Raw genomic sequence first — 23,329 nt, forward strand, 5'->3', positions numbered from 1 at the left:
GCCCGGGGGTGGCTGGGGGACCGAGCCCTGAAAAGAGGGAAAGGCACGCGTGCAGACGACGACCGTCGGGGAGGACCGAGCCGCCGAGCCCGTACACCCCCTGCGCCGCTTGATACGGCCCGTACGCCGCTTCGCCCGGCCCCCGCGCGGACGGGCCCGGCAGGTGGCCGCGTGGTGCGCGGCGCTGCCGCTGACCGTGGTCAGCGTGGTGCTGGGCTGCCGGGCGGCGGACAGCGACGGGATCACGCCCGTGCCCCAACTGCTGGCCTTTCTGCCCTGGCTGCTGGTCCCCGCGCTGCTCGGCCTGGTGCTCGCGGTGGCGGCGCGCTGGCCGCTGGGGTGTGCGTGGGCGCTGGCCGCGGCCTCGGTGACCGGCTGGTTCATGCAGCCGTACGACCCCGGCGGCCCCGCGCCCCGGCCGCGCGGCCCGGTGGTGGCGCAGCTGCGCGTGCTGACCGCCAACCTGGAGTTCGGCGGGGCGACGAAGGGGCTGGTCGACGCGGTACGGCAGGAGAAACCCGACCTCGTCTCGGTCCAGGAGTGCGACACCCGCTGCGGCGCGGCGCTCGACTCGGCCGCCCTGCGCGCGGCCTACCCGTACCGGAAGATCGTCACGGTCCCCGGCGACGCGGCCCACGGCTCGGCGATCCTCAGCACCTACCCGCTCACCCCCGAGGCCGGGATCTCCGGCAAGCTGGCCATGCCCCGGGCCGTCGTACAGGTCGCCGGGCGGCGGCTCCATGTACAGGTGGCCCATCCGATGCCGCCGATGCCGGGGCAGCTGGACGTCTGGCGCACCGAGTTGGGGCGGCTGCGCGCGTACGCCGCCGACCGGGGCGACGACCCCACCCTGATCGCCGGGGACTTCAACGCCACCCAGGACCACGCCGCCTTCCGCTCCCTCCTCGACACCGGAATGCGGGACAGCGCGCGGGCGGTCGGCATGTCCCGCATGCCCAGCTGGCCGACTCTGACGACCCCGGCGCTTGGCGCCCAGATCGACCACGTCCTGGTCAGCGACGCGCTGCGCCCCCGAGCCGCCCGCTTCCTGGATCTGCCGCACACCGACCACCGGGCGCTGCTGGTCGACCTCGAGCTGTACTGAACGCTTGCCGTTCAGCTCTCGCTGGGGTTGTAGGAGTTGGCCAGCTCGAAGGGGTCGGGCTCCAGACCCTCCGTCGGCCAGCGCTGCTCCCGCCGCCACTGCTCGTTCTCCAGCGCCAGCGCGTCCCACAGCAGATTGAGCGGATGGCTCGCTTCGTAGTGGGCGCGCTCCCCGCGGCGGGTGAAGGCGCCGAGCAGCACCTCGAGCCGCGGCCCGGTGTCGTTGACCAGCTCGACGGCCCGCATCCCGCGCCCGTACGCGACCCGCGGGTCGCCGGCCGCCTCGGCGACGCCCTTGGTGACCAGCATGCAGCCCCGCAACAGGCCCGAGCGCAGCAGCTCGAAGCCGTAGGTGACGGTGTCGATCTCGGCCGCGATATGCAGCTTGTTGCGGTAGTCGGCGCCGAACCAGGTGTGCAGCACCCCCGCCATCAGCCCGCTGGCCGACACGACGAGCGGCAGCGTACGCAGCTCGCTGCTCGTGACGGTCGGGCCGGGCAGCCGGGAATGCGGCAGATTCGTCAGCAGCGACACCCCGCTGCGGCGCCACTCCATCACATCGAACGCGTCCAGCTCGTTGTCGACGCCGTTCCCCTGCGGGCTGGTCACCACGGAGCCGCAGACCAGGTCCACGTCCTTGGCCCGCAGCTTGCCCAGCACGTCCCGGGTGCGGACATGCCCGACCTTGAGCTCGATGCCCCGCCGCTCGAACTCCTCGGCCACCCGCTCACCGGCCCCCGCGAGATAGCCGAGGGTGAAGCGCGTGGTGCCCACCATCAGGGTTTTGCCGAGCCGGCGACGGGATTCGTGGATGCCCTCCAGCCAGTCGCCCAGCGTGCCGCGCGCCAATTCGACCAGGGCCTCGCCGGTGCCGGTGAACAACACGTCCTTGCCGCGCCCCTGCTTGAGGACGAGCGGTTCGCCGCACAGGTCACGGAAGTTGCGGTTCATCGTGTCCAGCTGCTTCTGCACGCTCGACTGTTCCCGGCCCAGCACCCGTGCGGCGCCCAGCGCGGTACCGGTCTCATGGACCACGATCAAGGTGCGTAGTTGGTCCATCGTGGTGTCCATGAGGGCGAGTGGGCTCTGCAGCAGTCTGCTTCGCCCGTTGGCCGTCGGTGGTCCGAGCGGCCCGGGTGTGGCCATGAATCCTCTCGCTTCCCAACTCTGCCCGATTTATGGACTCACGAGTTTAGCCCCGGGATGCTTGATCACGGGGCTCAAGTCATCCGGGGCTCATTTCGGATAAGCGCGGATTTACCGGTACGAGCGCTGTTCACCCGCAGGCAACGCGGGCACTGCCAACACCACAGGCACCACAACGGCGAGCGGCGGAATTATCCCGCGAGGCCCTTCCGGACGGGGTTTTCCATCCGAACAACAGCTGACCGACACAGACAACAACTGATCTGTGTGTCAGCTGAATTGGCCGCAGGGACAATTCCGCCGCAGTCTAATTCCGAAGAATTTGTGGGCCGGTCGGACGCCTCAGAACGCCTCCGCCAACGTCTCTGCCGACTCAGACGCCGATGTTCCCGCCGTCGCGCCGCCACACGCTGATCACGGACGGACGGGTCAGCTTGCCCGGCCCGTCGGGCCAGGTGGACGCGGGCTTCTCCACGCTCGCGCCGTCGAGCTCACCCGGGTGCTGCACCGCCACCAGCACCCGCCGGTCCTGCACGATCGGCCCGCACGTCTCGGCGCCCGTCGGAACGGTCAGGAACTGCTTGACCTCACCGCGCCTGCTGCCGGACGTCGCCACCCCGAACAGCCCGTCGTGGCTGCCCAGCGCGTTGCCGTCGGTGGAGATCCACAGATTGCCGTACGCGTCGAAGGTGACGTTGTCCGGGCAGGAGATCGGGGACACCTGGTCCTTCGGGAAACCGCCGAAGTACGTGCTCGGGTCCGCCGGGTCGCCGCACACCAGGAACAGCTTCCAGCTGAAGCGACGGGCCGCCGGGTCGCTCCAGCGCTCGGTCAGCTCCAGGATCTGGCCGTGCTTGTTGCTGTTGCGCGGGTTCGCCTCGTCGGCCGGGGCCTTGCCCGCCTTGCCGCGGTCGCTGTTGTTGGTGAGCGCGACGTACACCTTGCCCGTACGCGGGCTGGGCTCGACGTCCTCCGGGCGGTCCATCTTCGTCGCGCCCACCTTGTCGGCGGCCAGCCGCGTGAAGACGTAGACCTCCTCGGCCGTCATCCCCTCGACATACGAGGTCGTGCCGCTCGCCAGCGGAATCCACTCGCCCGAGCCGTCGAACTCGCCGTCCTTCGGCAGCTTTCCGGTGCCGTCGATCTCGGCCGCCGGGCTGTCGCCGGTGAACTTGGCGACGTACAGCGTGCCCTCGTCCAGCAGCGTGCGGTTGTGCTCACGAGCGGCCCGGCTGGTGCCCTTCATCATCCGCTTGGACGAGACGAACTTGTAGAAGTAGTCGAACTTCTCGTCGTCGCCCATGTAGAGGACCGGACGGCCGTCGTCGGTCAGCCGGGGCTCGGCGGCCTCGTGCTTGAACCGGCCCAGCGCGGTGAGCTTGCGCGGGGTCGACTCCGGGTCGTACGGGTCGATCTCGATGACCCAGCCGAAGCGGTTGGTCTCGTTCGGCTCCTGCGCCACGTCGAAGCGCTTGTCGAAACGCTCCCACTTGCGCTCGGTGGCCGCGCCCGCCAGGCCGTAGCGCTTGAGGCGCGCGGCGGTGGTCGGGTCGGTCACCGAACCGGCGTTGGCGAAGTACTGGTTGAAGTTCTCCTCGCCCGACAGGACCGTGCCCCACGGGGTGATGCCGCCACCGCAGTTGTTCAGCGTGCCCAGGACCCGCTTGCCCGTCGGGTCGGCCGACGTCCGCAGCAGCTTGCTGCCCGCGGCCGGGCCCGTCACCTCGAACGGCGTGGTCGCGGTGATCCGGCGGTTCAGGCGGTGGCGCGACACGGCCGTCAGCTTGCCCAGCTTGCGGTCCTCCTGCGCCGCCACCACGGACAGGCCGTGCGCGGCCCAGGCGATCTCGGCCTGCTCACGGGTCGGGTTCGCCGCGTCGTACCCGGCGAACATCAGCACCTCGTCGGTGTACTCGTGGTTGACCACGAGCAGCTGGCGGTCGCGCTCCTGCGGGATGTCCAGCACGGCCATGTAGTCGTTGTTGTACCCGAACTGGCCCGCCTGCGCCTTCGCCGACTGGTTGGCCGGGTCGAACGCGGGCGCCCCGCGCAGAATCGGGTCGCCCCAGCGGATCACCACGTTCTGGTCGTGGCCCTCGGCGACCACGACGGCATCGGTGGTGTTCGGCGCGACCGGCGAAAAGCGCAGGCCGCGGGCGGCCTTGCCCGCCCCCTTGTCGGCGGCGGCCGCGGCGGCCCCCTCCGCCGCCGCGGCCTCCGGCGCCCGCCCCACCGCGGTCACCCCGGCCGCGGCCGCGACCGAAACCACCGCGCCGGCGCGCAGCACCGAACGGCGCGACAGCGCACCGGCTATGACGTCACCGATGTAGGCGTTGTCGCTGGTGTTGGGCACCTCGTGAAAACAGGCGTCACCACAGCGGTACCGGCATGTCAGGGCGGAACGACCGCCCGGGTGCGAGTTGATGAGCGGCAGGAGCTTGCGCACGTCTTACCCTCCGTACGGATTGCACGCATGGATTTCGCGTAGGACCGTCCAGCGCGCAACCCGCGCCGACACGGTGTCGGGACCCCATCCGGGGCGAAGCTATGGGCGTAGAACCGCGGACCGGCGACCGTCGTCTGAATCGGGAGTGAACGGCGGGTAACCGGAATCGGCAGCTGAGTACTGCTGATCGGCCCGCTAGCCTTTCCGCACCACGGACATGTACCGCCATGCCCCGGACTCGACACGTGATGAGGTATCTCCCATGGCCATACGGGACCTACTGCGCAAAGTTTTCGGACGCTCCCGCACGCCGCGGGTCGACGCTTCGGCTGCGCCGGAGGCGGCAGTTGTCCCGGACCCCCAGGAGCAGCCCGCCCCCGCGCCTGAGTCGGCGCCTGAGGCTGCGTCTGAGCCGGCGCCCGCTTCTGAGCCTGCCGCCAAGCCCGCCGCCAAGCCCGCGGCCAAGCCCGCGGCCAAGCCCGCGGCCGCGTCCCCCGCGCGCGGGGAAAAGACGGACGACGAGGAGGCAGCTGCCCACCACCCCTCGCTGACCGAACCGCTCAAGACGCTGGACGAGATCCTGGAGTCTTCTGACACCTCCGACGCGGTACCCGCGTCGGAGGCAGGAGAGAAGGACCAGCCCGCGAAGTCGGCTGAGACGAAGCCAGAAGCGGAATCCCCGACTGAGCCCCTCAAGGCGGAACCCACCGCCGCGGCAGCGGACACGGACGAGCCGAAGCCGGCCACGGCCGAGGCCGCCGAGGACGAGCCGGCCGCCGACACCAAGGTCAGCACCGACGACGCCGACACTCCGGACGCCACGCCCGCCGCGACTGACAGCGAGCAGGCAGCCGCAGCCAAGCCCGTAGCGGACGCGAAGCAGGAAGCCCCTGACGAGCAGACGGCCGAGGCAGAAGCGGAAGCCGCGGCCAAGCCCGCCGAATCAGCCACGGACGAGACGGCCGAGGCCACCACCGCCGAACCGAAGACCGAGGCCACCATCGGCGACGCCGACGCTGCGGCCGAAGCGGAGGGCGAGCAGGCAGCCGAGCCCGTAGCCGACAAGGCCGCGACCGACGCCGAAGCCACTCCCGCCGACGACAGCGCGCCGACCGCCGAGCCGAAGGCCGAGGCCGACGCGACGGACGCCCCGGCCCAGGCCGCAACCGCGTCCGCAGCAGCCGACACGACCGAGCCCGCGGCAGACGCCGAGCCCGTCACCAGCGATGCCGACGCTCCGGCCGAGCCGACGGCCGCCGCCGAAGCGAACGCCGCGCCCGCCGCCGAAGCGGAGGGCGAGCAGGCAGCCGAGCCCGTAGCCGACGAGGCCATTCCCGCCGACGACAGCGCGCCGAAGGCCGAGAGCGACACCCCGGCCGAGGCGGAAGCGGACGACGCGGCCAAGCCCGCCGAGCCGGCCAAGGACGAGACGGCCGAGGCCGCCGCCGACGACAGCGCGCCGACGGCCGACGCCGAGCCCGTAGCGGACAAGGACACGACCGAGGTCACGGTCGAGGTCGCCGACAGCCCCGCGCCGAAGGCCGAGAGCGACACCCCGGCCGGGGCCGACACGACGGCCGCAGCCGAAACGGAGCCGGAGCAGGCAGCCGCCGGCGAGAAGGCGGCCAACGCGAACGCCAAGGCCACCGACGAAGGAGACTCCGCCATCCCCCTCAGCGACGTGGAGGCCCGCGCGCCCGGGCTCGTCAGCCTGTACAAGAGCGCCGCCGAGGCGCTGGCGCAGAAGGGGCTCGTGGGGCGGCGGGCCGCCGTTTATCTCGTGCTGGACCGGTCGGGGTCGATGCGGAGCTACTACAAGGACGGCACCGTCCAGCACCTCGCCGAGCAGGCCCTCGCCCTCTCCGCGAACCTGGACGACGACGGCACCGTCCCGGTCGTGTTCTTCTCCACGGACATCGACGGCACCGCGGACGTCGACCTGGCGAACTACAGCGGCCGGATCGAGGAGCTGCACTCCTCGCTCGGCCACATGGGCCGTACCAACTACCACCACGCGATCAAGGCGGTCATCGACCACTACCAGGCGTCCGGCGCCACCGACCCCGCGTTCGTGATCTTCCAGACGGATGGCGCGCCCACCAGCAAGGCCGCCGCCGAGAAGGCGCTGTGCGAGGCGGCGCGGCTGCCGATCTTCTGGCAGTTCATCGGGTTCGGGGACCCGGAGGCGAAGGGGTTCGACTTCCTGCGCAAGCTGGATGAGCTGGCGGTGCCGGACAAGCGGGTGGTGGACAACGCGGGGTTCTTCCACGCGGGCCAGGACCCGCGCGCGCTGTCGAACGCGGAGCTGTACGGGCAGCTGATGGTGGAGTTCCCGGAGTGGCTGCGGGAGGCGCGTGAGGCCGGTGTGCTGAGCTGAGCCGACCCCCGGGGCAGGATCAGGAGAACCCGCCCGGGATACGCATCGACTACGTGAGGGCCACCCGCGCGGCACGAAAATCGCCGCGCAGGTGGCCCTCACCGCTCAGATACGATAATGACGGCTCGCAGAGCAGCTCGGCACAGAGCTCACAGGGCTCACACAGCTCACAGAGCGCTCGCAGAGCGACATGTCACCCACTGCATCGACCCGGGAGCAGCCCGCGATGGCTCGACACCTCATCACCAGCGCCCTTCCCTACATCAACGGGATCAAGCACCTGGGCAACATGGTGGGGTCCATGCTCCCGGCCGACGTCTACGCCCGCTATATGCGCCAGCGCGGCCATGACGTGCTGTACATCTGCGCCACCGACGAGCACGGCACCCCCGCCGAGCTGGCCGCCAAGGAGGCGGGTCTGCCGGTGGCCGAGTTCTGCGCGCAGCAGCACGACGCGCAGAAGGCGGTCTACGACGGCTTCAGCCTGGCGTTCGACTACTTCGGCCGCAGCTCCTCCGCGCAGAACGTGGAGATCACCCAGACCATCGCGCGCGAGCTGAAGGCGAACGGCTTCATCGAGGAGCGTTCGATCCGCCAGGTGTACTCCAACGCCGACGGCCGTTTCCTCCCCGACCGCTATATCGAGGGCACCTGCCCGCACTGCGGGTACGACAAGGCGCGCGGAGACCAGTGCGAGAACTGCACCCGCGTGCTGGACCCGACGGATCTGATCAATCCGCGCTCGGCGATCAGCGGCAGCAGCGATCTGGAGGTGCGGGAGACCAAGCACCTGTTCCTGCTCCAGTCGAAGCTGGCGGGGGAGGTCGCGGCGTGGGTGGACGAGCACGGCAAGGACTGGCCGACGCTCGCGTCGTCGATCGCCCGCAAGTGGCTCAACGAGGGGCTGCAGGACCGGGCGATCACCCGTGATCTGGACTGGGGCGTGCCGGTGCCGGCCGACACCTGGCCGGATCTCGCGGCCGAGGGCAAGGTCTTCTACGTATGGTTCGACGCTCCGATCGAGTACATCGGCGCGACGAAGGAGTGGTCGGACCTGGACCCGGCGAACCGCGACTGGAAGTCGTGGTGGTACGACGTCGACCAGCCGGTCCGCTACACCGAGTTCATGGCCAAGGACAACGTCCCGTTCCACACCGTGATGTTCCCGGCGACGCTGCTGGGCACCCGGGACGCGTGGAAGAAGGTCGACTACGTCAAGGCGTTCAACTGGCTGACGTACTACGGTGGCAAGTTCTCGACGTCCCAGAAGCGCGGGGTGTTCACCGACGCCGCGCTGGAGCTGCTGCCCGCCGACTACTGGCGCTACTTCCTGATGGCGAACGCGCCGGAGTCGGACGACACGTCCTTCACCTGGGAGCACTTCGCCGCCACGGTCAACAAGGACCTGGCGGACACCCTCGGCAACTTCGTCAACCGGGTGCTGTCGTTCTCCCGTAAGCGGTTCGGCGACGAGGTCCCGGCCGGGAAGGCCGCGGGGGAGGCCGAGGCGCGCCTCGGGGAGGAGATCGCGCGGCTGCTCGCGGAGTACGAGGAGCACATGGACGCGCTCCAGTTCCGCAAGGCCGCGGCCGCGCTGCGCGCCCTGTGGAGCGCGGGCAACTCCTACCTGGAGGAGAAGGCGCCCTGGCTGGAGATCAAGACCGATCAGGAGGGCGCGGCCCTCACGCTCCGTACGGCGATGAACCTGATCCACCTGTACGCGGTCGTCTCCGAGCCGTTCATCCCGGCCTCCGCGCGGGCCATGCGGTCGGCGTTCGCGCTGGCGGACGACACGGCGCCGTGGGTGGGCCAGGAGGAGGCCAAGGCGCTGGCCTCCGTCCCGGCCGGTACGGCCTTCACCGTGCCGCCGGTGCTCTTCGCCAAGATCACCGAGGAGGACCTGGAGTCCTACCGGGTGCGCTTCGGCGGTGCGCCGGAGCAGGCGGGCGGCGGGGCGCCGACCGGGGTGGAGAGCGAGGGCAAACCCGTCGGATAACGACGCGTAACGACGGGTAGCGAGTCGAGTAGCGACGAGCGACCTGAGACGTGAAGGGGTGGCGGGCCGGGCCCGCCACCCCTTCGCGCCGTTGATCGCTCGACAACCGTTCGTTTAACGCGTTCGACCAACCTGTGGAGTCCATCCTTAGGGAAGTCGAGGAGCGCAGTGCCCGACGCACCACGTGTCACAGTGACGGTCCACGGCCCCGACCCGCTCTCGCGGGCCGGGGTCGTGCGTCATCTGCGGCACCAGCCCACCGTCGAACTGATCCACCGTCCGCGTCCGTTCAGCGACGAGCCGCGCGGCACCGTCGCCATCATGCTTGCCGAACGCCTTGACGCCCGCGCGGGCGCCGAGCTGCGCCGTCTGGTGCGGGGCGGTGAGCAGCGGGTGGTGCTGGTCACGGGCGAGTTGCGCGAGACGGAGCTGATGACGGTCGTGGAGTACGGCGTACGGGCCGTGCTGTGGCAGCACCGGGCCACGCCGAGACGTCTGCTGCGCGCCGTACACCGGGCCGCCCGCGCGGAGCGGACGGATCCGTGCGGTGTGGACCAGCGGCTGACCGAGCACTTCGTGTACTAGTTTCGGATACATCGAATACATACGAGCGGTGAGATGCAGGTCACACTCGATTGGCCGACCGGCCGTCACATCTCGCCGGGCCGCTCCGTCAGTGCTGTGTAACCGACAACACGGCGAGGAGATCACCATGGACGCCCGTCTCAACTACTACGGCAACTCCGTCGCGGCCAAGTTCGCGAAGTACATCAACTCCGCGGGCAAGGTCGTCGGCGACTCGACGCTGCCGGCCGCGACGCAGGAGCTGGTGAAGATCCGCGCCAGCCAGATCAACGGCTGCGGCTTCTGCACCGACATGCACACCAAGGACGCCACGCACGCGGGCGAGACCTCGGTACGGCTCAACCTGATCGCGGCCTGGCGGGAGGCCAAGGTCTTCACGGAGGCCGAGCGCGCCGCCCTGGAGCTGACCGAGCAGGGCACCCGTATCGCCGACGCGGCCTGCGGTGTCACCGACGAGGCCTGGGCGAACGCCGCCAAGCACTACGACGAGGACCAGCTCGCCGCCCTGGTGTCCCTGATCGCCCTGATCAACGCCTACAACCGGATGAACATGATCATCCAGCAGCCCGCCGGCGACTACCAGCCCGGCCAGTTCGGCTGATCCCGAGCCCCGAACCCCGAGCTCGTCACCGTGCGCTGTCCGGCTCGCCCATCGCAGATGAGCCGGACAGCGCGGGGGCGGCGGTTCAGCAGCGGTCTACAGGTCCGTGCCGTCGTGGGCCGCGTCGGGGTCGACGCCCAGAGTGAGGGTGCCGACGACGCCCTTCTCGATCCGGCCCTTCTTGTACTTCAGGGTGAGCAGCCCGCCCTGGGTCCCGTTGCCGGGGTAGATCGTGTCCTCGTCGAGGGTTGTGCGCTCGGTGGTGCTGGTGCTGTACGGGGCGACCTCGGCGGAGGCGAGCACCGCCTCCTCGGCGAAGAAGAGCTGGCCGGTGTGGCAGGTGTGGCCGCCCTCGTACCCGGAGTCGGTGAGGGCGCCGCCGACGTCTGAAATCCGTATGGCGCGATCCGACCGGTGAAAACCCGCGGCCTCAGTTGCGGCGCGTGCCCAGCCCCGGACAATCGGTATTCCAGTCGGTATACTTGCGCCGTGGACACCACCATCAAGATCGACTCCAAGACGCGCGACCGGCTCGCCGCCATAGCCCGATCCCGTGGCACCACGATGCGCGCCCTGCTGGACGAATACGCCGCCGCCACCCTCACCCCCCAGGAGCTCCAAGAGCGTGCCACCCGCACGCGCGCGTTCCTGGAAGCGGAGTTCGGGCATCGCCTCAGCGACCAGGACACCGAGGCGCTGCACGACACCATGCGCGCGGCCCAGGCCGCCCATCGGAAGGCCCTGCGGGACTCGGGAGCGAGCGAGCCGGCTTGAACCTCGACCACTTCGTCCTCGATAGCGATACCCTCCTCGCGCTCGGCGGCGACAAGCAGGTGTCCGCCCTGATCCACATCGCGAGCGGCGACGCCTCCATACGGCTGTGGGTGCCCATCATCAGCGCCCTGGAGGCAGAGCGGCAGCGTGCGGGCATCATCGACTACATCGGCATCCTCGACACCCTGCACACCCTTGACGCCGGTTACGAGGCCGCACACGCCATAGCGAACCTGCACCGACGTGGTGTGCCCTACGGAGTGGCCGCGGCAGTGCACGCCGCCCGCCCCACTCTCAGCCGCCCCGAAGGCGCACTCGTCGCAACGGTTGTCCCAGGCGCCTACGACGAGCTCGGCGTCCCAGTGATGGATCTCAACCGCTGATCGGTGCGGGCAGAAACCGGCTCAGCGGGCCAGCGAGGCCGCGTCGCCCATCACCACGACGGGGTGCCGCTCCGGGTCCAGGATGAGCAGCAGCTTCTTCATGTGCTTCTTGGAGATGCTGACGCAGCCCTGCGTGGGCCCGCCGTGGTCCACATGGAACCAGATGCCGCCGCCCCGCTTCTGGCCCAGCGGCCTGGTCCAGTCGCGCGGGGAGGTGCCCGCCTTGCGGTTGTAGTTGATGGCCACGACGTAGTCGAAGGACCCGGCGAGCGGTTCGCCCTCGAAGCCGGTGCCGCCGATGGTGAAGCCGCTGGACTGGTCGTACGACAGCCGGGTGCCGGGGTTCGGGAGGCGGCCGCCCGCGTCGGTGAGGGGGAAGACGCCGATCGGGGAGCGCAGATCGCCGGTGACGTGGTGGTCGGTCCAGCCCCTGCGGGCGTTGTGCGCGTCCCAGGTGGCGACGGCCCGCCAGTCGGCGCCCGCGGCCATGTCCGGATCGCCGTCGGGGTTGCGCCGCTGGTAGACCACCGCGGTCGCGCGGGAGGAGTCGCGGCCCTCGCCGGTCACGACCACCACCTGGCGGGCGTCGTCGGGCACCTTGGCGAGGGTACGGGGGCCGAGCCCGGGCAGGTTCTTGCGCAGCGCGGCGGGGGCGGGCCGCTGGGCCGTGGTGCCGGGGCCGGGTGCCGCGCTCCCCTGTGCGGCGGCGTCGGTGGCGCCGGTTCTGGGCTCGGGGCCGCCGGCCGAACCGTCCGCCGACGCCCCGCATCCGGCGAGCGCGGCGATGACGAGGGCCGCCGCCGCGAAGGCCACGGCCCTGCGGGCGGGGCGGGCCGCTCGTACCGATACGACACTCAGATTGTCATTCACATTCAGGGAACCCGTTGGCCTGGGCACCTGGTTGCCCCGCGTTCCGCCGGAAGCGGAAGCGGGGCCCAGAACAGCTACTTCCCGGACTCGCCGGCGGACTCGCCCGCGGGCTTCTCCGCGGGCTTGTCCCCCGCCTTCTCCGCCGCCTGCTTGATCTGCGGCTTGCGGATCGACAGGTGCAGCTCCCGCAGCCGCGTCTCGTCCACCTCGCTGGGCGCGCCCATCAGCAGGTCCTGCGCGTTGCCGTTGAGCGGGAAGGCGATGGTCTCGCGGATGTTCGGCTCGTCGGCCAGCAGCATCACGATGCGGTCCACGCCCGGGGCGATACCGCCGTGCGGCGGGGCGCCGAAGTGGAAGGCGCGCAGCATACCGCCGAACTCGCGCTCCACCTCTTCCCGCGAGTAGCCCGCGATCTCGAACGCCTGGTACATCACATCCGGCTCATGGTTCCGGATGGCGCCCGAGGACAGCTCCACACCGTTGCACACGATGTCGTACTGCCAGGCCAGAATGTCCAGCGGGTCCTTGGTCCGCAGCGCCTCCAGGCCGCCCTGCGGCATGGAGAACGGGTTGTGCGAGAACTCGATCTGGCCGGTGTCCTCGTTCCGCTCGAACATCGGGAAGTCGACGATCCAGCAGAAACGGAAGACGTTCTCCTCGAAGTGTCCGGCCCGGCGGGCGGCCTCGACCCGCACCGCGCCCATGACCTTGGAGACCTCGTCGAACTCCCCGGCGCCGAAGAAGACCGCCGTGCCCGGCTTGCCCTCGACCTCGGCGATCAGCTTCTCGACGTCCTCGTCGGTGAGGAACTTCGCGATCGGCCCGGTCAGCTTGGCATCCTCGCCGATCCGGACCCAGGCCAGCCCCTTCGCACCCTGCTCGACCGCGAACTCGCCCATCTGGTCGAAGAACTTCCGCGGCTGGTCAGCGGTGTCCGGCACGGCCAGCGCGCGCACATGCTTGCCCGCGAACGCCTTGAAGCCGGAGTCGGCGAAGACATGGCTGACATCCACCAGCTCCAGCTGGGCCCGCAGGTCCGGCTTGTCGGAGCCGTACTTCAGCATGGCCTCGCGGAACGGGATCCTCGGGAACGGCGAGGTGACATGGCGGCCACCGCCGAACTCCTCGAAGAGCTCGGTCATCACCTTCTCGATGACCTGGAAGACATCCTCCTGCTCGACGAAGCTCATCTCGACATCGAGCTGGTAGAACTCGCCCGGCGAGCGGTCGGCGCGGGCGTCCTCGTCGCGGAAGCAGGGCGCGATCTGGAAGTAGCGGTCGAAGCCCGCGATCATCAGCAGCTGCTTGAACTGCTGCGGAGCCTGCGGCAGCGCGTAGAACTTGCCCGCGTGCAGCCGGGAGGGCACCAGGAAGTCCCGGGCGCCCTCGGGCGAGGTGGCGGACAGGATCGGGGTCGCCAGCTCGTTGAAGCCCTGCGCGGTCATCTTCTGCCGGATCGCGGAGATCACGGCGGAGCGCAGCATGATGTTGCGGTGCATACGCTCACGGCGCAGGTCCAGGAAGCGGTACTCCAGGCGCCGCTCCTCGTTGACCCCGTCCTCGGGGAAGACGGTGAAGGGCAGCGGGTCGGCGCCGCCGAGCACCTCGACGTCGGTGACCTCGACCTCGATCTCGCCGGTGGGCAGGTCGGGGTTGACGTTCTCCGCGCCACGGGCGATGACCCTGCCGTCCACGCGGACGACGGTCTCCTTGGAGATCGAGCTCAGCGCCTCGTTCGCCGGGGTGTCGGGGCGGACGACCAGCTGGACCAGGCCATAGTGGTCGCGAAGATCGATGAAGAGGATGCCGCCCAGGTTCCGCCGATTGTGCAGCCAGCCGGAGAGCCGCACGTCGGTGTCGACGTCAGCGGCGCGGAGCTCGCCGCAGGTGTGGGACCGGTACCGATGCATCGTTCATCCAAGTCGTTTGGGCGGTCGTTGGGTCGGGGAAGCGTACTCACCCTCGAAAAGCTTCTCGGCAAGCGTACCGGCGCCGCGCCCCTCACTGGTAAGGCCGCCGCATATCCCCATATGGTGACCTAATGCGCACCGAGGATCTGCTCGCCGCCCTCGCGACGGGCCTCTGGCGCTGGGACACTGTCTCGGGCGCCGTGAGCTACGACGCGGAGGCGGCCCGGCTGGTGGGGCTGCCCGCGGAGCCCGTCACCCTCCCCGAGTCCGCCGCCCGCGCCTGTTTCCACCCGGTGGACTGGGTGGAGGTCAAGGCGATCGTGAATCTCGCGGTGGCCGAGGGCACCCTCGCCGAGGCCCGGGTGCGGGTCGTGGACGAGAAGGGCCGGGTGCTGCGTACGGTGCGCAGCCGGTGCCGGCCTGTCATACACGGCGGCGACCCCAGCAGACGGGGCGCGGAGAACGGCTACGACCTGGTCGGCACCATGCAGGAGGTGCCCGAGACGCTGCCCGGCACCTCCGCGGCGACCCTGACCCCGGTCACCGGCGACTGGCGGCGGGGCCGCGAGGCGTTTCTGCTGGACGCGGGGCGGGCGCTGGCCGAGGCGCCCTCGACCGCCGAGGTGCTGCGGGTGGCGGCGGGCCTGTCGATGCCGGGCTTCTCGCCGGACGGCCTTGCGGTCTTCGGGGTCAAGGGCGACCGGATCTCGCTGATCGGCCGGCACGGGAACCTGGCGGGGGACGAGCCCCCCTGCCCCGCTCAGCCGCTGGACGCCGACTGCCCGGCCGCCGAGGTGATCCGTACCGGCCGGGCGATCTATCTGCCCGGCCCGGAGCACTACCGGGACCGGTTCCCCGGCTCCTGGGCGCGCACCCGGCCGGTCGCCCGCCGGGCCTGGGCCTTTCTGCCGCTGATCGTCGCGGGCCGCACGATCGGCGCGTGGATGGCGAGCTTCGCGCATTCGGTGTCCTTCTCGCCCGACGAGCGCTCGGTGCTCACCACGGTCGCGCGGATGCTGGCCCAGGCGCTGTCGCGGGCCTCGCTCCAGGAGACGGAGCGCGAGCTGACGGACGGCCTGCAGCGTTCGATGCTGCCCGCCGACAAGCCGGCCATCCCCGGTCTCACGGTGGCCGCGCGCTATGTGCCGACGGGCGGCGGGCTGCAGGTGGGCGGCGACTGGTACGACGTGATCGGGCTGCCCTCGGGGCGTACCGCGCTGGTCATCGGGGATGTCCAGGGCCACGATGTGCGCGCCGCCGGGATCATGGGGCAGCTCAGGATCGCGGTCCGCGCATACGCCTCCGAGGGCCACCACCCCGACGCGGTGCTCTCCCGCGCCTCCCGTTTTCTGGCCGGGCTCACCGAGCCGCCGGGCCCCGGCGGCGAGGCCCCGTACGATCCGCGCTTCGCGACCTGTCTGTATATGGAGGTGGACCCGGTCGCCGGCACGCTGGACATCGCCCGCGCGGGCCACCCCGATCCGGCGGTCCGGCTCGCCGACGGCACCATGATGATCCGCCCCACCGCGGGCGGGCTGCCGCTGGGTGTCGACCCGGACACCGACTACCCGACCACCCGGGTGGTGCTTGAGCCCGGCGAGACGCTGCTGATGTGCACGGACGGGCTGATCGAGACCGGCGGGCACGATGTGGAGTCGGGCTGGGACCGGATCCGGGCGGTCTTCGAGCGCACCACCCCGGACCGTGCCGCCGCCCCGGACCACGCCGCCGCCCCGGACGCCCCAGGCACTGCGGGAGAGTCGTGCGCCACGGACATCGCGGCCGCCGTGGACGCGTCGGCAGGTTCGGCCTCTCCCGCCGCCCTGGCCGCGCTGGAAGCCGACGATCTCGACGCGCTCGCCGAGGCCCTGGTCCAGGCGGTGCACGGGCCGCCGTCCCACCACACCACCGGCCATCTCGCCGACCGCCGCGAGGACGACATAGCCCTGCTGCTGATCCGGCGCGACGCCGAGGTGTGCCTGGTCGGCCCCGGCTCGGCCCCGGTGCGGCGTACCGCCGCCACGGTCGCCCAGGCCGAACCGGAGCGCATAGCCGAGGCCCGGCAGCAGCTGCGCGACATGCTCCACGACTGGACCGACCACGACCAGGTGGAGTCGGCGGTGCTGATGCTCTCCGAGATGGTCACCAACGTCCTGGTGCACACCGACGGCGACGCCCTCCTGGTCGCCGAGGTCAGCGGCCGACCCGGCGCCAGACGGCTGCGCCTGGACGTCGCCGACAGCAGCGACGAACTCCCGCACCGCCGCCGCCCGGGCGAGCTGGCGTCCTCGGGGCGCGGGCTGATGCTGATGGAAATGCTCGCCGACGCGTGGGGGGTGGACCCACGCGGCGACGGCAAGTGCATCTGGTACGAGCTGTACGAGGCGAGGCCGGACGGTTTCAGCTGAAGAGCGCGGAACCAAGCGGGTGTTGTTTGCTGAAACCCGGAAGTATCAGGAAGGTCGCGCTGGCGGTCGTGGTCGTGTATTCGAGCAGGGCGTCCGAATTGTCCATACGGGTGAGCGTGTTGGTGAAGGTCCGTATGTCGTTCTGGAAGCTTATGAAGAGCAGGCCGGGGGCGGGTCCGTCGATGCTGTAGGAGCGACGGAGCATGAGGCCGACGCCGACCGCGGTGGCGTGCGCTCTGCGGGCGTGGGCGTCTGCCGGGACGAGGTAGCGTCCGTCCGGCGTTTTGGCGCCGAGGTCCGGACCCGAGGCGATGGTGCCACCGGAGAGGGGCACGCCACTGGCTCGGCGCCGGCCGAAGACCGCTTCCTGTTCGGCGACGGACAGCTTGGCGAACCGCGGCAGGTCGAGTTCCATGCGCCGTAATACGGCAAGGGTGCCGTGGGCGACCGGAGCCGGCCCGGCCAGCCACAGGTCGCGTTGCTGTTCCGCCTTCGTGTGGGGGCCCACGATGCCGTCGACGAAGCCGAACAGGTTGCGTGGCGCGGCAAGGCCCTTGTCCACTCGCACATTCGAACCACGGATTCCGGACTGCCGCCAGCGTTCGCGTATCCGGTCACCGGCCTGTTCCAGAAGCGCGGCGGCCACGACCGGTATCACCAAGGCGTCGTCGGCGCAGATCTGTATCAGCAGATCGCCGCCGCGCGCCCGTGGGGCGATCTGCTCGCGGGAGAACCGTGGGAGGTCCTTCGCGCCGGGCAGGGCGGGATCGACCTTGCGCACCAGCCGGGGGCCCACCCCGATCGTCACGGTCAGATCGCCCGGCGCCAGGCCCATCAGCCGTGCGTCGGTCCCGGTGGTTAATTCGCCGATGGCCTCGCCGAGTTCGGCCAGCAACGGACGGACGGACTCGGCGTCGACGAGGTCGGCCACCACGGCCAGCAGGTTCCGCTGGGCCGGCTGTGGAAGCGTGATGCCCGCCTGGTAGCGGCCCGTTGGTGACACCGGCGGGGTCGGCGCGGGGGCATCGGACCGGTCTGCCCGGTCTGGCCGGTCGGAACTCGATTGGCACCCGGCGGAGAGGCCGACGGCAGTCACAGTGCCGGTGGCACCGAGAAACGCGCGGCGTGACGGGCGGGAGTCGGCTTGGTGCACAGTGTGAACTGTGCCATATCCGTATCGGTGCCTGCGAGTTCATCGGAGCCATGCCAGGATGGGGCCATGCCTCGTCTCCGTCTTCGCCTGATGGCCGCGGTGCTCGGAACTCTGGCACCCGTACTGGTCGGTTGCGGCGGAGGCGATGACGGATCGGACGACGGCCGACGACCGTCCGGCGAGCATGTGACGATCAAGGTGCCGGGTGACGCCCCGACGATCTCGGCCGCGGTGTCTCTGGCCCGGCCCGGCGATCTCGTGCTGGTCGCGCCGGGCAAGTACCACGAGTCGGTGAAGATCTCCACGGCCCGTATCACTCTTCGCGGCGAGTCCCGGGACAAGGTCGTCATCGACGGGCGGTTGCGGCAGCCCAACGGCATCGTCGTCGCCGCTCCCGGGGTGGCCGTGGAGAACCTGACCGTGCGGAACAACACGCAGAACGGGGTCCTGGTCACCGGTTCGGCGAAGGCGGCCGCCGGAATGCCGGGGCAGTCCGGCGGCTACGACACCGGCGACGAGCCCGTCACCTTCCTGAAGTCATTCGTGGTCTCCCATGTGACCGCGACCCGCAACGGGCTGTACGGCATCTACGCGTTCTCCGCGCAGAACGGTGTCATCGAGCACTCGTACACGTCGGGCTCGGCCGACTCGGGCATCTATGTCGGACAGTGCAAGCCCTGTCGCATCGTGGTGCGGGACAACATCGCCGAACTCAACGCGGTCGGTTATGAAGGCACCAACGCCAGCGGCGACATGTACGTGGTCGGTAACCGCCTTGTCGGTAACCGGGTCGGGCTCACCACCAACTCCGACCACCAGGAGAAGTTGCTTCCGCAGCAGGATGCCGTCATCGCGGGCAACCTGATCGCGGCCAACCAGCAGACGGCCACCCCCGAACAGGCCGACGGCGGCTGGGGCATCGGCATCGGCGTCGACGGCGGCACCGCCAACCGGTTCGTCCGCAACCGAATCGCCGACAACAGCAACGCCGGGCTGGTGATCACCGCAACCGCTGACATACGGCCGGACGGCAACCAGATCCTGGACAACACCTTCGCCGCCAACAGCGTTGACGTCGGCTGGACATTCCCCACCGCCACGAAGGGACGGGGCAACTGCCTGCGCGGCAATGAGCTGCGAAAGACGGTGCCCGCCCGGCTCGCGACAACCGCGTCCTGCCCGCGTCCCGCCCGGTCGCCCTCGCCGTCCGGCACCTGGGCGAAGCCGACGGCACCTGGCGGTATCCCGTTCACCGAGGTGGCGGCGCCTGGGCGACAGCCGCAGTTCCCGAAGGCCACCACCACGGGCGCCACCGCTGTTCCGGCCGTTCCGGCGCTCCCGGACACGGCGGACATCCGGCTGCCGTCGGCGTCACTGCTCGCCACGGGCGCGCGGGTGCTGACGTCCTGAGCGGCGGCTACCGCGCGGGGGTGGCTCCGGGGACCGGCCGGACAGGAACGTACTTCTGGGTGTCGAAATCGATGACCACCGGCTGCGATGCGGAAGCCACGCCGACCCGGACCCGGTACATGGTGCCGTCCGAGCCGATCCAGTAGCGCACGGCACCCGCCCCCGCCGTATCGGTCGTCGTACGGGCGCCCGTGGTACGGGCGGCGCTCGGCCCGGTCATGATGTCCACCTGATGCCCGTCCAGCCGGTCCTGTCCGACCCAGGCGGCGCCGTTCTGCGGCAGCAGTTCGGCATTGTCCGGCCGGTCGCTGCCGAGCTTCAGCGCGATCGTCAGCGAACTGTCCAGTGAACTGCCGTACTTCTGCAGCGGACGGCTGTACCAGCCCGAACCCGGCGGCCGTGCCGGTGCCTTCGCCGGGGCGTTCGTCATCGGGTGGACGAACACGGTGGTGGCCGTCCACTGGATCAGCCCGTCGCTGGACGTATCGCGCCCGGTGCCGTGCACCACGCCGTAACCGATCTTGCCGCGGTAGTCGATGGATCCGGTGACGGTCAGCCCACCAGCGGTGCCCGGCACGTTGATCGTCACGGCGCGCCCGCCCGCCTGGTAGTTGAGGAACCGCGTGACCGCCAGACGGTTCGCCTGATCCGGCGTCAGTTCCTTTGGACCGGTGGGGTCGGAGCCGCTGCCGACGACCAGGACCGCGGTCACCGCGACGGCCACACCGCCGATGCCGACCGCCACCCAGCGCGGCCGCAGCCATCGGCGCCGGCCGGCTTTACACGGTGAGGGACCTTGTTTTGTTCTCATACGCCGCACGTGACGCATTGATAACTTGTTCCGCTCATGCATCCTCTGCTCCCCCCGATCTTGGCGGCCACCCGCTACAGTATCGTCGCTGGTAGGGCGGTTCAGGATGACTATTCAGACTCTTGTGCTGTTTCCATGTAAGGAAGCGAGGACGAGTGCAGCTGGCCTGGGGAAAGCATTCCCGAGTCCCTGAATTCGCCACATCCGCCAAGACGACCAAGAACGACCGGGTCCACCACAACAGCGGTGGGCTCTTTTTCATGGCCGACGTGTCACCCGGGGCCGGAAAGCGGATGTACGGCTAGAAGCGGGTGGTCGGTTCACATCACGAGGGGAGTGTGATGGCTGTGCGAAAAGTGTGTAGAGATTTACGCCGGACAGCCGGAAAGCATACGGGTCCACTGGCGCGAGTGGGCTTGTCAGTTCTCTTGCTGTCGGGTGGCGTCATGGGCGCGACGGCCGGGACGGCCACCGCTTCGACTGGCGACGGGACCCTGACCGTTGAGGTGCTGCGGGATTTCTTCGGCACTGGCGTGATCAACACGACCATGGATGTGCCGCAGCGGGGCATGAAGGTCGAGGTGTCGGACCCTGACGGCCATCGGGTCTCCGGCACCACGGATGCCACCGGAAAGGTGGTGGTCTCGAAGTCGACCGAGCTGACCGGCGGCCAGTACCGCGTCGACGTCACCATCCCGGCGCCGTACGACAAGTACCTTCAGGCGGCGCCGGCCTCGACGGCGGAAAACCACTTCGACAGCTTCACGACGTTCGTAGATGTGTCGGACGGCAAGGACGACTCGGTCACTACCGGGGTCTGGAACCCGGCCGACTACGCACTGCCGGACACACGGTATTTCGTGCCGATCCAGAACACTGCCGACGCGCAAGACAAGCGAGCACTGGTGGCGTTCGGGACGGACAAACGAGGTACGTGTCCTGGCGACACGGCGTGCCCGACCACGCTCAACACGCAGGACCAGGTGGGCACGACGTTCGCGCTGGCCTACGACAAGTACCAGAAGCGGATCTTCCAGGGCGCGTTCGCCCGGCGGTACACCCCGTACGGGCCGGGCGGCGGTGACGCGATCTACACCACGCCGACCAACGGCGGGGCACCGACCCTGTTCGCGAAGGTGCCGGGCGCCACGGTGACGCCGCACGACGCCACCAACATGAACAAGGACGCCCTGTTCACCAATGCGCCAGGGAAGGAGAGCATCGGCGGTCTGGCCCTGTCGGAGGACGGCTCGACGCTGTACGCGGTGAACCTGCTGACCCGGCGCCTGGTCAGCTTCGACGCGACCGGGACCACCGCGTCCGCGCCCAAGGCGACGGTGCGCATCCCGGACCCGGGCTGCGCGAGCCCCGGTGACTGGCGGCCGTTCAGTCTTCAGGTCCACGACAACAAGCTCTACGTCGGTGGCGTGTGCAGCGCGGAGAGCACACAGAAGCGCGAAGACCTGAAAGCCGTCGTCTACACCTACGACGGCGAACAGTTCGACACCGTGCTGACCCAGCCGCTCACCGCCAAGCGCGGCTCCGTCTTCGGTTCCAACGACGTCGTCCAGGCCACCCACTGGAACCCGTGGAACACCAACCTGGCCACGTGGGACGAGCGGAAGGTGGGCAACGTCTTCATCGATCCGCAGCCGGAGCTCGCCTCCCTCGCCTTCACCCGCGACGGTTCGATGGTCCTCGGTTTCCGCGACAGGTTCATGGACGTCGTGAGCTGGGGTGGCCTGGACCCGAGGCCGCTCAACGACACTCCGGAAAACGGCATGGCCGGTGGTGACATCAACATGGCCTGTGCCAATCCCGATGGTGGGTACTCGTGGGAAGGCACCGGGAGTTGCCCCAACCACGCCACCCCCGCCACCGGTGGCGGCCAGGACGCAGGTGTCGTCGAGTACTTCCCGGGCGACTTCTACGGCAACGGAGTTCACGCAGAGACCGCGCTGGGGTCGGTGGCCTACATTCCGCAGCAGCAGTGGGCCGTCAGCACGGAATTCGACCCGACCGTCAACGTCGCGACCTCCGGGACCGGTTACCACAACGTCGCGACCGGTCAGGGCCCGGGCAACGCTCCGACCGCCAACGCGTACCAGTTCGTCAGTCGGGAACAGAGCGGCTTCGGTAAGGCCGGTGGGCTCGGCGATATCGCCTACGAGGCGGCGAACGCGCCGATCCAGATCGGCAACCGGGTGTGGTTCGACGGCGACCACAACGGCATCCAGGACCCCGAAGGCACCAACGAGGTGCCGCTGCCGGACGCGACGGTCAACCTGCTGGATGCCGACGGCAAGCAGGTCGCCACGACCAAGACCGATGCCGCCGGCGAGTACTACTTCGGTGGGGTCGGCGCCGACTACGAGCTCAAGCCGGGCGCGAAGTACACGGTGGAATTCGATGTGTGTACCGCGGACACCAGCAAGGTGCCGACCCAGCCGTCGGCCGACGAACTGCGGTTCACGCTCGCGCGGGCCGGTGACAACCGGGCACATGACTCCAATGTGACCCCGCCGAAGACCGGGCAACTGTGTAAGGGACAGGCACCTGTCACGGCGCCGGACAAGCCGGGAGAGGTCGATCACACGATCGACGCCGGCGTGTACATCGTCAAGGAAACGCCGACTCCCACGCCGACTCCCACGCCGCCGTCGTCCGAGCCGCCGACCCACGAGCCGCCGAGCTCCGAGCCGACGACCTCTGTGCCGCCCAACAACCCGGGCCCGCAGACGGGCGGAGGCGGTGGTTCGCTGGCCAACACAGGTACGGAGCTGCTGACCATCATCTCCCTCAGCGCCCTGCTGGTCGGTGCGGGCGCGGCATTCGCGTATCTGACCCGGAAGCGTCGCGCCAGGCAACACTGAGACAGCACTGAGAACTGAAAGACGAGTGATCCGCCCGCCCGCGCTATCGCAGTAGCGCGGGCGGGCGGATCACGTTCGATGACCGGTCAATCGACGTCGGCTCGCCCCGGCCGGCTCAACGCCGTAGCCATGCAAGGTCCAGCGCATCCGCCCGCGCCCCGCGGACCTCGTTTTGTTCTCATACGCCGCACGTGACGCATTGATAACTTGTTCCGCTCATTCATCCTCAGCTCCCCCCGATCTTGGCAGTCACCCGCTACAGTATCGTCGCTGATAGAGCGGTTCAGGATGACTATTCAGACTCTTGTGCGTTTTCGTGTAGGGAAGCGAGGACGAGTGCGACTGGTCTGGGGAAGGCATTCCCGAGTCCCTGAATTCGCCACATCCGCAAAGACGACCAAGAACGACCGGGCCCACCGAAACAGCGGTGGGCCCTTTTCATGACCGAAGTGTCACCCGGGCCGAAAAGCGGATGTACGGCT

16 protein-coding genes and 1 pseudogene are annotated in these 23,329 nt (G+C 69.7%); 10 read left to right on the plus strand and 7 right to left on the minus strand.

Features of this window, described 5'->3' with window-relative positions:
• The first annotated feature begins 49 nt into the window (after window positions 1-49).
• Window positions 50-1,105: an endonuclease/exonuclease/phosphatase family protein gene (locus ACH4U7_RS29245; protein ID WP_398530807.1), complete on the plus strand. Its 1,056-nt coding sequence runs from the start codon at window positions 50-52 to the stop codon at window positions 1,103-1,105.
• Between the two features lie 11 nt (window positions 1,106-1,116).
• Here the strand turns inward: ACH4U7_RS29245 and ACH4U7_RS29250 are convergent, their stop codons facing one another.
• Both ACH4U7_RS29250 and ACH4U7_RS29255 read right to left on the minus strand, forming a co-directional pair.
• Window positions 1,117-2,175, minus strand: a complete 1,059-nt coding sequence (locus tag ACH4U7_RS29250; RefSeq protein WP_398530808.1) for a LysR family transcriptional regulator — start codon at window positions 2,173-2,175, stop codon at window positions 1,117-1,119.
• A 448-nt stretch (window positions 2,176-2,623) separates the two neighbouring features.
• Complete coding sequence (locus ACH4U7_RS29255) at window positions 2,624-4,696, minus strand: PhoX family protein (protein WP_398530809.1); 2,073 nt, start codon at window positions 4,694-4,696, stop codon at window positions 2,624-2,626.
• Window positions 4,697-4,958: 262 nt separating this feature from the next.
• On the opposite strand from ACH4U7_RS29255, the gene ACH4U7_RS29260 reads away from it, so the two are divergent.
• From ACH4U7_RS29260 to ACH4U7_RS29275, 4 genes are all read left to right on the plus strand, one after another.
• Complete coding sequence (locus tag ACH4U7_RS29260) at window positions 4,959-7,073, plus strand: VWA domain-containing protein (protein WP_398530810.1); 2,115 nt, start codon at window positions 4,959-4,961, stop codon at window positions 7,071-7,073.
• Between the two features lie 226 nt (window positions 7,074-7,299).
• A complete protein-coding gene (gene metG, locus ACH4U7_RS29265) occupies window positions 7,300-9,069 on the plus strand; it encodes a methionine--tRNA ligase (RefSeq protein WP_398530811.1) in 1,770 nt (589 codons plus the stop codon).
• A 168-nt stretch (window positions 9,070-9,237) separates the two neighbouring features.
• A complete protein-coding gene (locus ACH4U7_RS29270; RefSeq protein WP_014178065.1) occupies window positions 9,238-9,654 on the plus strand; it encodes a hypothetical protein in 417 nt (138 codons plus the stop codon).
• Window positions 9,655-9,781: 127 nt separating this feature from the next.
• A complete protein-coding gene (locus tag ACH4U7_RS29275) occupies window positions 9,782-10,255 on the plus strand; it encodes a carboxymuconolactone decarboxylase family protein (RefSeq protein WP_398530812.1) in 474 nt (157 codons plus the stop codon).
• A gap of 96 nt (window positions 10,256-10,351) precedes the next feature.
• Here the strand turns inward: ACH4U7_RS29275 and ACH4U7_RS29280 are convergent.
• A pseudogene (locus ACH4U7_RS29280) lies at window positions 10,352-10,642 on the minus strand (dioxygenase); the annotation flags it as partial.
• A gap of 102 nt (window positions 10,643-10,744) precedes the next feature.
• Between ACH4U7_RS29280 and ACH4U7_RS29285 the strand changes: the two are divergent.
• The gene (locus ACH4U7_RS29285) at window positions 10,745-11,029 is read left to right on the plus strand and encodes a hypothetical protein (RefSeq protein WP_398530813.1); all 285 of its coding nucleotides are present in this window, start codon (window positions 10,745-10,747) and stop codon (window positions 11,027-11,029) included.
• Window positions 11,026-11,412, plus strand: a complete 387-nt coding sequence (locus tag ACH4U7_RS29290) for a hypothetical protein (RefSeq protein ID WP_398530814.1) — start codon at window positions 11,026-11,028, stop codon at window positions 11,410-11,412. The genes ACH4U7_RS29285 and ACH4U7_RS29290 overlap by 4 nt, the downstream gene beginning before the upstream one ends.
• A 21-nt stretch (window positions 11,413-11,433) precedes the next feature.
• On the opposite strand, the gene ACH4U7_RS29295 is transcribed toward ACH4U7_RS29290, so the two are convergent.
• The gene (locus ACH4U7_RS29295; protein ID WP_398531024.1) at window positions 11,434-12,225 is read right to left on the minus strand and encodes a L,D-transpeptidase family protein; all 792 of its coding nucleotides are present in this window, start codon (window positions 12,223-12,225) and stop codon (window positions 11,434-11,436) included.
• Window positions 12,226-12,356: 131 nt separating this feature from the next.
• Window positions 12,357-14,192 (minus strand): aspartate--tRNA ligase, encoded by a 1,836-nt coding sequence (gene aspS, locus ACH4U7_RS29300; protein WP_398530815.1) that lies wholly within the window; start codon window positions 14,190-14,192, stop codon window positions 12,357-12,359.
• Between the two features lie 131 nt (window positions 14,193-14,323).
• Here aspS and ACH4U7_RS29305 point away from each other — a divergent pair, with 131 nt between their 5' ends.
• Window positions 14,324-16,600, plus strand: a complete 2,277-nt coding sequence (locus tag ACH4U7_RS29305; protein WP_398530816.1) for a SpoIIE family protein phosphatase — start codon at window positions 14,324-14,326, stop codon at window positions 16,598-16,600.
• Here ACH4U7_RS29305 and ACH4U7_RS29310 read toward each other — a convergent pair.
• On the minus strand, window positions 16,593-17,753 hold the full coding sequence (locus ACH4U7_RS29310; RefSeq protein ID WP_398530817.1) for a Dyp-type peroxidase: 1,161 nt from the start codon (window positions 17,751-17,753) through the stop codon (window positions 16,593-16,595). The genes ACH4U7_RS29305 and ACH4U7_RS29310 overlap by 8 nt on opposite strands.
• Before the next feature lie 66 nt (window positions 17,754-17,819).
• Here ACH4U7_RS29310 and ACH4U7_RS29315 point away from each other — a divergent pair, with 66 nt between their 5' ends.
• The gene (locus ACH4U7_RS29315) at window positions 17,820-19,163 is read left to right on the plus strand and encodes a nitrous oxide reductase family maturation protein NosD (protein WP_398530818.1); all 1,344 of its coding nucleotides are present in this window, start codon (window positions 17,820-17,822) and stop codon (window positions 19,161-19,163) included.
• A gap of 7 nt (window positions 19,164-19,170) precedes the next feature.
• On the opposite strand, the gene ACH4U7_RS29320 is transcribed toward ACH4U7_RS29315, so the two are convergent.
• Window positions 19,171-19,875: a hypothetical protein gene (locus ACH4U7_RS29320; RefSeq protein WP_398531025.1), complete on the minus strand. Its 705-nt coding sequence runs from the start codon at window positions 19,873-19,875 to the stop codon at window positions 19,171-19,173.
• A gap of 545 nt (window positions 19,876-20,420) precedes the next feature.
• On the opposite strand from ACH4U7_RS29320, the gene ACH4U7_RS29325 reads away from it, so the two are divergent.
• Entirely contained in the window at window positions 20,421-22,847 is a 2,427-nt protein-coding gene (locus ACH4U7_RS29325; protein ID WP_398530819.1) for an SdrD B-like domain-containing protein, read from the plus strand.
• Window positions 22,848-23,329 lie beyond the last annotated feature (482 nt).

It is taken from the genome of Streptomyces sp. NPDC020845 (genome assembly GCF_044334165.1).
GTDB lineage: Bacteria > Actinomycetota > Actinomycetes > Streptomycetales > Streptomycetaceae > Streptomyces.

Bases quoted from the DNA above. Each gene is read 5' to 3' on its own strand.
- ACH4U7_RS29260 (WP_398530810.1), top strand. From the start codon at position 4,959: ATGGCCATACGGGACCTACTGCGCAAAGTTTTCGGACGCTCCCGCACG.
- ACH4U7_RS29250 (WP_398530808.1), bottom strand. From the start codon at position 2,175: ATGGACACCACGATGGACCAACTACGCACCTTGATCGTGGTCCATGAG.
- ACH4U7_RS29275 (WP_398530812.1), top strand. From the start codon at position 9,782: ATGGACGCCCGTCTCAACTACTACGGCAACTCCGTCGCGGCCAAGTTC.
- aspS (WP_398530815.1), bottom strand. From the start codon at position 14,192: ATGCATCGGTACCGGTCCCACACCTGCGGCGAGCTCCGCGCCGCTGAC.
- metG (WP_398530811.1), top strand. From the start codon at position 7,300: ATGGCTCGACACCTCATCACCAGCGCCCTTCCCTACATCAACGGGATC.
- ACH4U7_RS29305 (WP_398530816.1), top strand. From the start codon at position 14,324: ATGCGCACCGAGGATCTGCTCGCCGCCCTCGCGACGGGCCTCTGGCGC.
- ACH4U7_RS29315 (WP_398530818.1), top strand. From the start codon at position 17,820: ATGCCTCGTCTCCGTCTTCGCCTGATGGCCGCGGTGCTCGGAACTCTG.
- ACH4U7_RS29325 (WP_398530819.1), top strand. From the start codon at position 20,421: ATGGGCGCGACGGCCGGGACGGCCACCGCTTCGACTGGCGACGGGACC.